This window comes from Streptomyces sp. NBC_01116 (genome assembly GCF_041435495.1).
In the GTDB taxonomy this organism is placed as follows: domain Bacteria; phylum Actinomycetota; class Actinomycetes; order Streptomycetales; family Streptomycetaceae; genus Streptomyces.
Genome location: NZ_CP108644.1, coordinates 6808223 through 6821099, shown reverse-complemented (window position 1 = coordinate 6821099; position 12877 = coordinate 6808223). Strand labels below are relative to the sequence as shown.

Sequence of the window (12877 nt, the reverse complement as noted above, 5' to 3'; positions counted from 1 at the left end):
CGGTCGGGCGAGGCAGGATCCGCGGCCTCCAGGCCGCAGCTCGAATCTCACCTTCGGAGCTGAATGATGAACGGAAGTACGGGGCGGGGAACCGGAGGACGCGGCCGTGTACGGGCCGCTTCCGCCGCTCTCGGCCTACTGGCCGGAGCCCTGACCGCGACCGCGGCCGGGAGCTCTCCGGCGGCGGCGCTGACACCACCGGTCGCCATCACCGCTGACGACCTCACCACCTGGCAGACCAACGGCATCGTCTGGTCGATGGCCGCCGGCGACGGCGTCGTCTACGCGGGCGGCACCTTCTCGACCCTGCGGCCCCCCACCGCCGCTCCGGGGACGGACGAACAGCAGGCGGTGAACTTCGCCGCGTTCGACGCGGCGACCGGGGCGCCCACCGACTGCTCGCTGTCCTTCACCATCTCGTCGGGGACCGCGACCGTCCGGGCGCTGGCGCTGTCCCCGGACGGCGAAACGCTGTACGCGGGCGGCCAGTTCGGGGCGGTGAACGGTGTCGGGGTGAGCAATATCGCGGCGATCGACACCGAGACCTGCAAGGTCAGCAACACCTTCAAGATCGGTGTCTCGGCGACCGTGCGGGGGCTCGCCGTCACCGACGACACGGTCTATCTGGCAGGCGACTTCACCACGGTCGGCGGGCAGACCAGGAGCCACTTCGCCGCCGTCACGACGGGAGCCTCGCTGCTGCCCTTCACCGCCAACGCCGACGAGGTGGCGCGGGCCGTCGAGCTCACCCCGGACGGGCGGCACGTGCTGCTCGGCGGTGACTTCTTCCGGATCAACGGCACGAACACCCACGCACTGGCGGTGGTCGACGCCACCACCGGACAGCTCGCCAAGTCCTACCCGGGGTTCATCCACGAGAACTCCACGGTCCAGGACATCACCACCGACGCCACCGGCTTCTACACCGGCAACGAGGGCACCGGCGGCGGGGTGTTCGACGGGCGGATCGCCCTGGATCTGGACGACTTCAACCAGCGCTGGCGGGACACCTGCCTCGGCGCGACCCAGGCGGTGCTGGTGCACTCGGGCGTGCTGTACAGCGGCAGCCACGCCCACGACTGCTCCAGCATGGGAGCCTTCCCCGACCAGCCGCGCAAGCATCTGCTGGCCCAGTCGGTCGACGACCCGAAGCTGCTCCCGTGGTTCCCGGACACCAACGACGGCATCGGAGAGCCGGTCGGGCCCCGGGTGATGACCCAGGCGAGCAGCGGGGGCCGCCACTACCTCTGGGTGGGCGGCGAGTTCACCACCACCAACGGCAAGCCGCAGCAGGGTCTCACGCGGTTCGCGGACGGCCCGGACACGGGCGCGCCCTGGGTGCCCAACGTCAGCCTGTCCACGCTGACGCCCGGGCGGATCGACGTGAACTGGCAGACCAGCTTCGACACCGACGACGGGGAGCTGACGTACCGGATCTACAAGGACGGCTCGAACACCCCGGTCCACACGACGACCGGCTACTCGGTCTTCTGGGACCGGCCCCAGCTGACCTGGACGGACACCGACGTCGCACCGGGCGAGACCCACTCGTACCGGATCACCGCGAGCGACGGAACCAACACCAGCGCCAAGTCCGCGGCCCAGTCCGCGACCGTGGAGAGCACGACGGAGGCGTATCCGGCCCGGGTCAGGTCCGACGGGGCGACCCTCTACTGGCGCTACGACGAGGGCACGTCCACGTTCGCCCACGACAGCAGCGGCAACCTGAACAGCGGGTTCCTGCGCAACGGCCCCACCTACCGGCAGACCCCGGCGGCGGTCGCCGGTCCCTCGACGGCGATCGGCTTCAACGGCACCGACGACTACGCCTACAGCAACCGGCAGCACGCCGCGCCCGGCCGGTTCTCGGTGGAGACCTGGATCAGGACCACCACCACCCGGGGCGGGAAGATCATCGGCTTCGGGAACATGACGCAGCAGAACAGCACCCGCCAGGACAAGAACGTCTACATGCGCAACGACGGCAGGCTCGTGTTCGGCGTCCAGAGCAGTGGAGCGCGGACCGTCACCACCCCGGCCGCCTACAACGACGGCCAGTGGCACCATGTCGTCGCCACCCAGGGCCACCTGGGGCAGGGCATGGCGCTCTACGTCGACGGGCAGCTGCGCGCGTCGAACATCCTGGTCTCCGTCAACGACGGCAACCCCGGCTACTGGCGGGTCGGCGGGGACAACCTGTCCGGCTGGCCGAGCCGCCCGACGAGCAACTTCTTCGCCGGGCAGATCGACGAGACCGCCGTCTACCCGACCACGCTGTCCTCTTCGCAGGTCAGCGCGCACTACGCCCTGAGGAATGGCTGATCCGATGAGGAACCCGTTCCTGGCCGGCGCCGTCGTCGTCATGACGGCGGCGGCGCTGGCCGCCTGCGGCTCGTCCGCGGACGGGAACGGTCCGGAGGCCGCGGGCGCCCAGCGCCCCGCGGCCTCCGCGCCCGCCGTCCCCGGCCCGTCCGCCGGCACGCCCACCTCACCCGCCACGCCCTCCGCCAGGGAGCCCGAGGACCCGGCGGCCGTCGGGCCTTCCGCTCCCGCCACGGGCCCGAAGAAGCCGTCCAGCGAGGTCACCCCGGCCACCGGGACGTTCACGAAGAAGCAGAAGGAGTATCTGGAGGACCGGGTGCCGACGGGCATGGACCCGGCCGCCGTGCTCCAGACCGGCCAGGAGACCTGCGACAAGCTCCGCTATCTGGTCAAGGCCGACCGGGACACCGCCGTCGGGGCCATCGCGACGGACGAGATCCCGGACGCGGCGGACGCGGTCGCCGGGCTCTGCCCCCGGCACCAGGACCTGGTGGACGAGGCCGCGTACGCCTACCCGGACGGCACCCACACCGGGAAGGGCCTCCGGCCTGGCGTCTACCGCTCCGCCTCCCCCACCACGGGCTGCTCCTGGCAGATCACCGGGGCCGGAGGCAAGGAGCTGTCCTCCGGCGCCTCCGACACCGGCACGTCCCGGAAGATCACGATCCCGAAGTCCGCCCGCACGTTCACCTCCACAGGCTGCTACGCCTGGCTGCCCGAAGGAGCCGAGGGATGACCGCTGGAAAGCCGAAGCTGCCCATAGCCGTGGCGATCCCCACCAAGAACGAGGGCCTCAACATCGCGGAGGCGGTGAAGTCGGTGCTCGGCCACTTCGAGGCGGTCGTGGTGGTGGACTCCCACAGCACCGACGACACCGTCAAGATCGCCGAGGAGTGCGGGGCCGAGGTGGTCACGTACACCTGGGACGGGGGTCACCCGCGCAAGAAGCAGTGGTGCCTGGAGAACGTCCGCACCGACCTGGACTGGATTCTGCTCCTGGACGGCGACGAGCGGCTCAGCCCCGGGCTGCTGGCCGAGCTGCGGGAGACCTTCCGGGACCCGGCGGCCCCGAAGCCCGCCGCGTACGACATACCGCTCGGCTACTGGTTCTCGGGGAAGCGGCTGCGCCACGGATACACCATCCGCAAGCGTTCGTTGACCGACCGGACCCGCTCCCACTACCCGGAGGTCGGGGACCTCGACGCCCCGGGCATCGGCGAGGTGGAGGGCCACTACCAGCCGGTCGCGGCGACGGTGGGGACCCTCACCCACCCCATCGAGCACCAGGACCTCGATCCGGTGACCGCCTGGTTCGAGCGGCACAACCGCTACTCGGACTGGGAGGCGTGGCTGGAGCAGCACCCCCAGGTGAAGGAGCAGGTGCGCCAGGTCAAGTCCCGCCAGGGGCAGTTGTTCCACAAGGCGCCGTTCAAGCCGGTGGTGTCGTTCGCGTACATGTACCTCTACCGGCGGGGCTTCCTGGACGGCCGGGCGGGCTTCGACTTCGCGCTGGCGATGAGCTTCTACCGCTGGCAGATCGCCCTCAAATCGCGGGAGAAGCCGTTGCGTTGATCAGCGTCCCGGTCATCGTCCCCGCTTCCGGCGGACCACGTCCTCGTAGGTCCGCCGGAGGGTGGCGGTGACGGCCTCGATGGTGAACTGCTCGTTCACCAGCTCCCAGGCGGCCTTGCCCGCCTGCTCCGCCGCCTCCGGCTCCAGCAGCTCCAGGATCGCGTCGGCGACCTTGCGGGCGTTGGCCGCGTCCTCGCCGACCCGGCTGTCGATGACCCGGCCCGCCCCCGCCCCGGAGACGTCGGGGGCCTGCCCGCAGGTGCGGGTGATGACGACCGGGGTGCCGACCGACATCGACTCCAGCACCGAGACCGGGAACGGCTCCTCGATCGCCGGCAGCACATACACATCGGCCTCGCGGTCGGCGGCCAGGACCTGATCGTGCTCCAGCGGGCCCACGTGGTCGAGGGAGTCGGCCACACCCAGCTTCCGGGCGAGTGCGAGGGTGCCGGCCAGCGCGCCGGTGTCCGGCCCGGCCAGCACGAACCGGGCGTCCGGGTGGCGGGCGAGGACGTGCGGCATCGCGGCGACGAAGTCCTCGGGCCGCTTGCGCTCCTGGATCCGGGCGAGGAAGAGCACGGTGGGCGGGCGGCCGGGTTCACGGGCGGGCTTGCGCTCCTGCGGGCGGACCCCGTTGACCAGCCGTACGGTGCGGGTGAGCGGCACCGGTGCGGCGACGGCGTTCACATCGACCCGCTCCATCTCCGTGAGGTGCAGGACGGCGTCCGCCGCACGGAGCACCTTGCGGACCCCGAGCAGGTCGGTGAGCTGGGCGACCTTCTTCTCGGTGGGGTCGATCATGCCGTGGGTCTGGACGACCAGGGGCGTCCGGGTCGCGAGCGCGAGGAGCGCCGCGGGCAGGGTCACCAGGTCCCGCATGAGATGGACGTGGACGAGGTCGGCGCCGCGCATCATGCGGCGCGCGGTGTTCAGCAGCGCCGCGGAGGTGATGCCGCTGACCTCGAACATCGGGAGAAGGTGCCGCGCCTGGAAGAGGTGGACCGGAACTCCCTCGACCTGGCGGGGAAGTTCACCGCCGGGGAAGCCGTCGCCGAGGGCCATGACGCGGGCGTCGTCCCCGGCGGCCCGCTGGACCCTGGACAGGTTGAACGCCACCCGGGTCGGACCGCCGAAGGCGTGGTCCGGAGTGTGGAGCGTGACAACGTGCAGGATTTTCACCGGAGTTCCCCTCGACCATGGCCACTTGTTCACAGAGTAGCCATCGGCCTTCCTCAAGTGGGGCGATTCGTTAGAGTGTTCAGCGGTTCACTGATCCCTGGGGGGCGCATGACGTCGGTGCACACGTCGGCGCAGGAGCAGGCCGACCGTGTGGCTGCGTGGCAGGGCGCTCCGGGCGGCCCTCCGGAGCCTCCCGAGCGGCCGATCGCCTGGTCGATGCTGTCGCGGGCCCTGTCCGTGCCGCTCATCCTGGGGCTGGTCTGCTTCCTGCCCGCGGTGATCGCGGCCCAGCCCGGCAGCGGGGTCCGGGACACGGCGTACTGGCTCCAGCTGGTGCTGACCTGCTATGCGGGGGCCAGGCTGGCGACGATGATCCTCTCGACCCGGCGGCGGCTGCTCCAGGGCGTCTTCTGGATGTTCGTGTACATCGCGATGGGCGTGGCGCCGTTCGCCCAGGTGGTGATCGGGCAGACGCCGACGCCGATGGTGGGGCCGCGTCAGGACCTGGTGACCGCGATCTCGATGATCCTGGTGGGGTGTGCCGCCTATGACCTGGGGGCGCTGCTGGCCTCGCGGCGCCCGCTGCGCCGCCGGGCGCCCTCCGCGCGGGGCTCTGGCCAGGGGCCCGCGCGGGCGCATCCGGTGCGGCTGCGGCTTCTCGTGGTGCTGGCCTTCGCGGCGAGCGCGTTCTACGTGCTGAAGCTGGGCGGGCCCGCGGTCTTCTTCTCCAGCCGGCAGGAGATCAACGAGACCGTCGCGGCGAGCGGGGTGGTGACGGAGGGGTCCAATGTGGGCTCGGCGTTCATCAAGGGCTTCGGCCAGGTCCCCGCGCTGCTCGCGCTGCTGTTCTACACCCGCCGGCTGGCGACCTCCCGCCGTGCCCGGCGCACCCCGTCGACGGTGCTGGTGTGGGTGGCGCTGGCGATGCTGAACCTCGTGGTGAACAACCCGGTCTCCAACGCCCGTTACTGGTTCCTCACGGTGCTGATGGCGTTCGTGTTCACCGCGTTCCCGAGCAGTGCCGCGTTCTACCGCACAGTGCTGGCGACGGGGGTGGTGGGGGCGCTGGTGGTGTTCCCGTACGCGGACAAGTTCCGGTACGAGGAGGGGGGAGAGCGGCCCGTGCAGTCGGCCTCGGTCTTCGATCCGCTGGTGACCAAGGACTACGACCAGATGGTGATGTTCGCCAACACCATCTCGTGGGTCGACACCCGGGGGCACACCTACGGCCGCCAGCTGACGGGCTCCGCGCTGTTCTTCGTGCCGCGGGCGGTGTGGAGCGGGAAGCCGGAGGACACCGGGGTCCGGGTCGGGCAGTGGATGGGGCTGCGGATGACCAACCTCTCGGCCCCGCTGTGGACCGAGTTCTGGGTCGATCTCGGTCCGGCAGGGATGATCGGCGGGATGGCGCTGATCGGCTACGCGTCGGCCCGGACCGACCGCAGGTACGCCCTCGCGGTCACCCGGGCCGGTCCCGGTTCGGGCAGTGTGCTGGCCATCGCGGCCCCGCTGATCGCCGGATACACCTTCATCCTGCTGCGCGGCCCGCTGCTCCAGGCGGTGGGGAAGCTGGCCATCGCGGCCCTGTGCCTGGTGCTGATCACCACGTTCAGGGAGCAGCGGGCAGCGCGTCGGCGCTGACGGGCCCCTCGGGCGCGGGCCCCCGGCGGCGCAGCCGGGCCACCCTCGTCCAGGTCGCGACGGCCTTGCAGAGCGAACCCAGGGCGAGCCCCCAGGCGGCTCCCGGGACGCCCCCCACGGCGTAACCGCCCGCGAGGAACGCCACCGTGGTGAGCGAGAAGACGACCTGGACGCTGAGCGTGGTGCGCGGGTCGAGCATCCGCAGGGCGAGCAGCCCGCAGGTGCCGGCGGCCATCGCCGCGTACTGGCTGCCCGTGGCGGGGAGCAGGGCGGCGGCCGCGGGCCAGGTGTCGCCGAGCAGTTCGCGTCCGGCGCGGTCGGGCAGCAGGGCGAGCACCGTGGCCCAGAGCGCAGCGGTCGCCGCGAGGACGGCGGCGAGGGCGGCGGTGGCGCGGATCCGGCGGCGTTCGTCGCCGATGCGGCCGAGCAGCGGGGGGCCGAAGGAGGTGGCCGAGGTGTAGAGCACGTTGAGCGGTCCGAAGAGGGTGGTGGCCCCGCGCAGCGCGCCGACGAGGAGCGGGTTGCCGACCGCGCCCAGGCCGAGCACGGACAGCTGGCCGGTCGCGTTGCCGACGCCGAACTCGACGGTGAAGCGCTGCCCGAGATATCCGCGCCGCAGCATCGGGCGCAGCCGCACCGGGGCCCCCGCCGTGGCCCGGTGGAGGAGGGCGGCGGACAGGAGCAGGGCGGGCAGGGCGGAGAGGCCCCAGACGGCGATCAGGCGCGCCGGGGACGCCCCGTGGTCCTGCGCGGCGAGCGCCCCCAGCACGCAGCCGAGCCGCACCAGGTCGGCGGTCAGCGCGAGATGGGGCCGCTGGAGGGTGGAGAAGGCGTACCGCGCGGCGTCCTGCCCCAGCACCACGGGGAGCACGAGACCGAGCGTCATCAGCGCGCGGGCGGTGTCGCCGGGGACGAGGACGCAGACGGCCGCGAGCGGTGCGCCGAGGGTCGCCGAGGCGAGGACGGTGAAGGCGACGGCGGACCGGCAGGCGCCCCGGGTCTCCTCCCCCGCGCCGCGCCTCAGGACCAGCGGCTGCCCGGTGTACGCGCCCGCGACGCCGAGGAGCACCGTGAAGACCAGGTAGACCGCGGAGAAGCGGGCGAAGTCGGTGAGGGTGGAGAGCCGGGCGGCGGCGAGGAGCACCAGGATATTGGTGAGCGCCGCCACGCCCTGGTCCGCGACCGAACAGAGGACGGCGGTGCGGGCTCTCACCGGCGCGCGGCCGGCAGGGTGAAGGTGCGCAGGCCGAGGGTCTCGGTGGGGTCGCCGGTGTTCCCGGTGGTGTCCGGCCCGGCGGTGAGGGTGGGCCCGCCGCCACCGCCCCGGCGGCGGGTCGGCTTCGGCTGCCGTCGCTCGCGGCGCCGCCGTCCCCGGCCCGGGTGGAGGAGCGCGCCGAGCACGGAGCCGCCGGAGGCTCCGATGATCTCGCGGATGCGTTCCAGGTCGCTGCGGTGCACCTCGCGCGGATCGCAGACGATCATGACGCCTTCCACCCGGTCGACCAGGGCGACCGCGTCCGCGTAGGAGAGGACGGGCGGGGCGAGGACGATGACGACGTTGCCGGCCCCCTCGGCCTCGGCGACGATGCGGCCGACGGGCGGGGAGGTCAGCGCGCGCGGGACGTTGTCGACGACGGTCCCGGGGATCAGGGCGAAGGCGCCGGATCCGGGCACGTCCACATTGGTGCGGCCGCCGGCGGGCCAGCCACCGCCGCCCTCCTCGGCGGCCCAGCGCGGCGGACGCACCTCGTGGGCGGCGGAGCCCAGGTCGCGGGCGAGCGAGGGGGTGCGCAGGTCCGCCTCGACGAGCAGGACGTCGCGGCCCATCTCGGCGAAGGCTGCGGCCAGGTTGGCGGCAGCGGCGGCGGCCTCCGTGCTGTCGCCGCGCGGGGCGGTGACCAGCAGGCGGCGGCTCTCGGCGAACGACGGGTCGTAGGCGAGCCGGAAGGCGACGGCGCGGTACTCCTCGGCCAGCCGGGAGGTGCCGCGGCCGATGGCGAGCAGGCTGCCCGCGGCGGCGCGTTCCCGGGGCAGGGTGCCGAGCAGGGGTGCGCCGAGCGAGCGGACGAGCTCGCGGGTGGAGCGTACGGCGGGGTCGAAGACGAGGCGCACCCAGGAGAGCAGCAGTCCCAGCGCGAGGCCGACGACGCCGCCGAGCCCGAGGAGCAGGGGCAGGCCGGGTCCGGTGGGCGACGTGGGGGCGACGGGCTTCTTGTTGAGGTAGCCGGGGGTGGTGTCCAGGGCCTTCAGCTCGGAGATCTTCCGGCTCAGCTCGGAGATGGAGACGATGATGTTGGCGCGGGCGCTGCTGACGTCGTCCTCCGCGCCCGCCCCGATCTGGTTCTCCAGCAGGTCGCGCTTCTCCTCCAGCGGTCCGAGCTGGGCCCGGTAGCCGTCGGACATGTTCTGGATGCTCTCCTCGGTGCGCGCCTTGCGGTGGGCCAGATAGGCCCCGGCGAGGGCTTCGGCGCGGGCGCGGGCCTGCTCGGGGGTGGCGGCCGTGTAGGAGAAGCGGAGGGTGAGGGTGTTGGGCGGGTTGGTGACCTGGAGTCCGGTGAGCAGCTTGCGGGAGGTGACGTCGTCGCCCGCCTTGAGCAGGGTCCCGGCGGCCAGGGTGCCCACCGTGTCGCTGACGGCGGTCTGGCGCTCGGACCCGATGTTGATGCCCTTGTCTGCGGTGGATCCGGCGGCGAAGGGGTCGGAGATCGCGGAGCGGACGAGCACCTCGCCGGTGGCGGTGTAGACGTCGTCGCCGCCGAGAGCGAGAAAGCCGCCGCCGAGCAGGCCGACGGCGACTCCGGTGGCCAGCAGGGAGCGGTAACGCAGGAGTTGGCGGAACTGGTCGCGCAGGAGCGCCGGCTCGTCCTGGTCGTCCGGGGCGCGGTGGTGCGACGTCATCGGCGGATACTCCCTCGTGCGTCCGGCAGGACCTCGGCGAGCAGGTCGTCGAAGCGGGCGAGGCCCGCCTCCCGGCTCAGATGGCGGGCGACGTAGCGCGGCCCCTCGGCCCCGAGGGCGTCGGCGGCGGCCGGGTCGGCGGTCGTCTTCCGCACCGCTTCGAGCAGGGCGGCCGGGTCCTCGGGGGCGACGAGGATTCCGGCCGCCGAGCGGCGGACCTCGTCGGCGGTGCCGCCCTCGTCGGCGACGGAGGCGATCACGGGGCGTCCGGAGGTGAAGTAGGAGGTGAGCTTGGAGGGGACGCTCATGTCGAGGACCGAGGCGCGCTGGGTGACCGCGAGGACGTCGGCGGCGGCGAGGACGTCGGTGAACTCCTCGGCCGCCGCGGGCTCCAGGAAGTCCACGTTGTCCAGATCTTCGGCGCGGGCGCGCAGGGCGTCGCGCTGGTTGCCGTCGCCCATCAGGACGACGCGGACGTCCGGGGCGATGCGGGCGGTGTCCACCAGGACGTCCAGCCCCTGCTTGAGGCCCATGTTGCCGGAGTGCAGGACGACCGGGGTGCCCTCGGGCCAGCCGAGCCGGGCGCGGGTCGCGGCGCGGTCGGCGGTGGGGCCCTGCACATGGGTCCAGTTGGGCACGACGCGGATGCGGCCGGGGTCGACCCCGAGTGCGGTGACGCCGGGGACGAAGCTCTCGTGGATGACGCCGACGAGGGCGGCCCCGCGCAGCGCGTACCGCTCGGCGGCCGCGGCGACGGCGGCGGCCCTGCCCCCGCCCCGGATGCCGCTCTGCGCGGCGGCGGCGCCCATCAGGTCCTGGACGACGGGCAGATGGGGGACGCGGTGGCGTCGGGCGAGGCGGGCTCCGATGACGCCGCCCGCGAGGCTGGGCATCTGGGATATCACGGCGTCGGGGCGTCCGGGCGGTGGCGCGTACAGTCCGGTCGCGAGGACGCTCGCCTCGAACGCGGCACGCTTCAAAGCGCTCTGACGGGACGGCACATAGTGCCCGCGCCGGTGCACGCCGACGCCGCCGCGTATCTCCACGGCCCGCCGGACACCCCGGTATCCCTCTTCCACCCGCCAGGAGGGGTAGTGCGGCATACCGGTGAGCGCCCGGACCCGGGCGCCGGACGCGGCCCAGTGCTCGGCCAGTTGGGTGGCGTACGGGCCTATCCCCGTCAGCTCCGGTGCATAGTTGGTCGAAACCACCAGAAGTCGGCGGCCTCGGATCGGACTGGGCCTTGACTCTTCGGACATTCGGATGATCGCCTTCCCCCCACGACAGCCGCTGCCTCCACCGGGGAACAGCCCCTGCCGAGCTTATCCGTTCACGGCTTGCACAAGTGTTCTTCACAGTAAGGTCGTTGGAACATCACCGGATCACGTTGACCGTGGGGGGAGAGATACGGATGGTGCAGCACAGGGTGGGTTACGCACCCGGGGTGTACGACCTGTTCCACGTCGGGCACCTCAACATCCTGCGGCACGCCCGCAGTCAGTGCGACTACCTGGTCGCCGGGGTCGTGTCGGACGAGATGGCGGCCCTCGCCAAGGGCCACACGCCGATGATCCCGCTCCGCGAACGACTGGAGATCGTCCGCAGCGTGCGCTTCGTGGACGCGGCGTTCGTGGAGACCGTGCCGGACAAGGTCGAGACCTGGCAGCAGGTCCGGTTCGACGTGATCTTCAAGGGGGACGACTGGCGGGGCACGGAGAAGGGGAAGAAGCTGGAACGCGACTTCGCCGAAGTGGGCGTGGAGGTCGTCTACTTCCCGTACACCGTGCACACGTCCAGCACCCAGCTGCGCCGGGCGCTGGACGTGCTCGTCAACCGGCCCGGAGCGCTTTCAGCTCCCTGAACCACTTGGCGAGGAAGGCCGCCAGGAACACCGCTTGCACCGCCGCGAGCACGGCGTACCCGGCGCGGAAGGCCCCGGGTGCGCCGAGCAGCAGGAAGACCAGGCAGAACATCCCGTAGTCGGCGGGCAGCAGCGCCACGGCCCGCACCCGCGAGACGGGAGCCTGCGCGTCCGGGGCCGCCCAGGACGGGCCACGGGCGCTCACCGCCGCCTTGCCCAGCTGTTCGCGCAGCAGCCCCGCGCAGAAGGTCACCACCGCCGCCAGCTGGAATCCGAGCGGCAGCAAAAGCCACGCGTCCGACGGCAGTTCGCCGAAGCGGTAGAAGGAGATCAGGACCGCGGCGTGGACGAGCAGCAGCTTCCCGCAGTCCACGACATGGTCGAGCCACTCCCCGTCCGGCCCTCCGCGGCCGGTGAGCCGGGCGAGCTGCCCGTCGGCGGAGTCGAAGGCGAAGCCGACCGCGAGGGCCGCCCAGACCAGGACGCCGAGCGACCAGGACGGCTCGACGAGCGCGACCGACGCCACCGCGCCATAGGTGAACAGCGCGCTGGTCAAAGTGACCTGATTGGGCGTCATGCCCGCCCGGTACGCCCCGGCCGCGAGCACCCGCCCGGCGGGCCGGTTCACGTACCTCGAATAGAGCGAGACGCCCTTGGCGCTCTTCTGTGCGCCGCGCAGTTCGCGCAGCACTGTGCCCGTGCTTCCCATACGCCCCCCAGCGTCCGGCATTGCCCGCATCATGGCATGCGGACACCGGCCCGTGGGCGCTTTGGCGGGGACCGGGCGGGTGAGATGATCAGACGCGTTCCAGCGGGTGGTGCGGGCCCGCGGGGAGTTCGGCGGCGACCGTGTCGCCCGGGCGGACCACCCCGCCCCGGCGGACCACGCTCATGACACCCGCCTTGCGGACGACCGCGCCCGTCGCGTCCCGGCCGACGACCTGCTTCAGCAGCCCCTCCTGGAAGCCCTCGATCTGGAGGCAGGGATTGCGCAGGCCGGTGACCTCGACGACCGCGTCGTCGCCGATCCTCAGAAGCGTGCCGGTGGGGAGGGCCAGGAGGTCGATGCCCCGGGTGGTGAGGTTCTCGCCCAGCTCTCCGGGAGCCACGGTGAATCCGGCGTCGGCCAGCTCCGTGAACAGCTCCTCGTGGATCAGGTGGACCTGCCGCAGATTGGGCTGGGTGGGGTCCTGCGCGACCCGGGACCGGTGCTTGACCCTCTCGCCCGCGTGTGCGTCGCCCTCGACGCCGAGGCCGGCGAGCAGCGTCACGCTGTCCCGGCTCTCCTTGCTGAACGTGTGCCCGTCACTGCTGCTGACCGTCGTGACCGTTCCGTACGTCATGGTTCCCTGCCCCCCCGCTCGACATGCGCGCTGCGCGATCCCCTCCGACCCTACGCCCGGC

Annotated in this window: 11 protein-coding genes; 5 read left to right on the top strand and 6 right to left on the bottom strand. The window is 72.4% G+C overall.

Annotated elements, in window-relative coordinates:
- Window positions 1-63: 63 nt before the first annotated feature.
- Genes OG245_RS29950 through OG245_RS29940 form a run of 3 tightly spaced genes read left to right on the top strand, consistent with a single transcriptional unit; the run spans window position 64 to window position 3894 of the window.
- The gene (locus OG245_RS29950; protein ID WP_371626477.1) at window positions 64-2322 is read left to right on the top strand and encodes a LamG-like jellyroll fold domain-containing protein; all 2259 of its coding nucleotides are present in this window, start codon (window positions 64-66) and stop codon (window positions 2320-2322) included.
- 4 nt (window positions 2323-2326) lie between these two features.
- Window positions 2327-3058, top strand: a complete 732-nt coding sequence (locus OG245_RS29945; protein ID WP_371626476.1) for a hypothetical protein — start codon at window positions 2327-2329, stop codon at window positions 3056-3058.
- On the top strand, window positions 3055-3894 hold the full coding sequence (locus OG245_RS29940; protein ID WP_371626475.1) for a glycosyltransferase family 2 protein: 840 nt from the start codon (window positions 3055-3057) through the stop codon (window positions 3892-3894). Before OG245_RS29945 ends, OG245_RS29940 begins: the two co-directional genes overlap by 4 nt.
- Window positions 3895-3906: 12 nt before the next feature.
- Here OG245_RS29940 and OG245_RS29935 read toward each other — a convergent pair whose 3' ends face one another.
- Window positions 3907-5073, bottom strand: coding sequence for a glycosyltransferase (locus tag OG245_RS29935; RefSeq protein ID WP_371626474.1), 1167 nt, complete (start codon window positions 5071-5073; stop codon window positions 3907-3909).
- Between the two features lie 108 nt (window positions 5074-5181).
- Between OG245_RS29935 and OG245_RS29930 the strand changes: the two genes are divergently transcribed.
- Entirely contained in the window at window positions 5182-6714 is a 1533-nt protein-coding gene (locus OG245_RS29930; RefSeq protein ID WP_371626473.1) for a hypothetical protein, read from the top strand.
- On the opposite strand, the gene OG245_RS29925 is transcribed toward OG245_RS29930, so the two are convergent.
- Genes OG245_RS29925 through OG245_RS29915 form a run of 3 tightly spaced genes read right to left on the bottom strand, consistent with a single transcriptional unit; the run spans window position 6683 to window position 10871 of the window.
- Window positions 6683-7927, bottom strand: coding sequence for a hypothetical protein (locus OG245_RS29925; RefSeq protein ID WP_371626472.1), 1245 nt, complete (start codon window positions 7925-7927; stop codon window positions 6683-6685). The genes OG245_RS29930 and OG245_RS29925 overlap by 32 nt on opposite strands.
- Window positions 7924-9612 carry a lipopolysaccharide biosynthesis protein gene (locus OG245_RS29920; RefSeq protein ID WP_371626471.1) on the bottom strand — a complete coding sequence of 563 codons (1689 nt, stop codon included), beginning with the start codon at window positions 9610-9612 and terminating at the stop codon, window positions 7924-7926. Before OG245_RS29920 ends, OG245_RS29925 begins: the two co-directional genes overlap by 4 nt.
- Window positions 9609-10871, bottom strand: a complete 1263-nt coding sequence (locus tag OG245_RS29915; RefSeq protein ID WP_371626470.1) for a glycosyltransferase — start codon at window positions 10869-10871, stop codon at window positions 9609-9611. The genes OG245_RS29920 and OG245_RS29915 overlap by 4 nt, the downstream gene beginning before the upstream one ends.
- Before the next feature lie 152 nt (window positions 10872-11023).
- Between OG245_RS29915 and OG245_RS29910 the strand changes: the two genes are divergently transcribed.
- The gene (locus tag OG245_RS29910) at window positions 11024-11473 is read left to right on the top strand and encodes an adenylyltransferase/cytidyltransferase family protein (RefSeq protein ID WP_371626469.1); all 450 of its coding nucleotides are present in this window, start codon (window positions 11024-11026) and stop codon (window positions 11471-11473) included.
- Here the strand turns inward: OG245_RS29910 and OG245_RS29905 are convergent.
- Both OG245_RS29905 and OG245_RS29900 read right to left on the bottom strand, forming a co-directional pair.
- Window positions 11442-12182: a CDP-alcohol phosphatidyltransferase family protein gene (locus tag OG245_RS29905; RefSeq protein WP_371626468.1), complete on the bottom strand. Its 741-nt coding sequence runs from the start codon at window positions 12180-12182 to the stop codon at window positions 11442-11444. The two genes, OG245_RS29910 and OG245_RS29905, sit on opposite strands and share 32 nt — an antisense overlap.
- A gap of 88 nt (window positions 12183-12270) precedes the next feature.
- The gene (locus OG245_RS29900) at window positions 12271-12816 is read right to left on the bottom strand and encodes an MOSC domain-containing protein (protein ID WP_371626467.1); all 546 of its coding nucleotides are present in this window, start codon (window positions 12814-12816) and stop codon (window positions 12271-12273) included.
- Window positions 12817-12877: the final 61 nt, after the last annotated feature.

Bases quoted from the DNA above. Each gene is read 5' to 3' on its own strand.
- OG245_RS29950 (WP_371626477.1), top strand. From the start codon at position 64: ATGATGAACGGAAGTACGGGGCGGGGAACCGGAGGACGCGGCCGTGTA.
- OG245_RS29945 (WP_371626476.1), top strand. From the start codon at position 2,327: ATGAGGAACCCGTTCCTGGCCGGCGCCGTCGTCGTCATGACGGCGGCG.
- OG245_RS29940 (WP_371626475.1), top strand. From the start codon at position 3,055: ATGACCGCTGGAAAGCCGAAGCTGCCCATAGCCGTGGCGATCCCCACC.
- OG245_RS29930 (WP_371626473.1), top strand. From the start codon at position 5,182: ATGACGTCGGTGCACACGTCGGCGCAGGAGCAGGCCGACCGTGTGGCT.
- OG245_RS29920 (WP_371626471.1), bottom strand. From the start codon at position 9,612: ATGACGTCGCACCACCGCGCCCCGGACGACCAGGACGAGCCGGCGCTC.
- OG245_RS29915 (WP_371626470.1), bottom strand. From the start codon at position 10,871: ATGTCCGAAGAGTCAAGGCCCAGTCCGATCCGAGGCCGCCGACTTCTG.
- OG245_RS29910 (WP_371626469.1), top strand. From the start codon at position 11,024: ATGGTGCAGCACAGGGTGGGTTACGCACCCGGGGTGTACGACCTGTTC.
- OG245_RS29905 (WP_371626468.1), bottom strand. From the start codon at position 12,182: ATGGGAAGCACGGGCACAGTGCTGCGCGAACTGCGCGGCGCACAGAAG.
- OG245_RS29900 (WP_371626467.1), bottom strand. From the start codon at position 12,816: ATGACGTACGGAACGGTCACGACGGTCAGCAGCAGTGACGGGCACACG.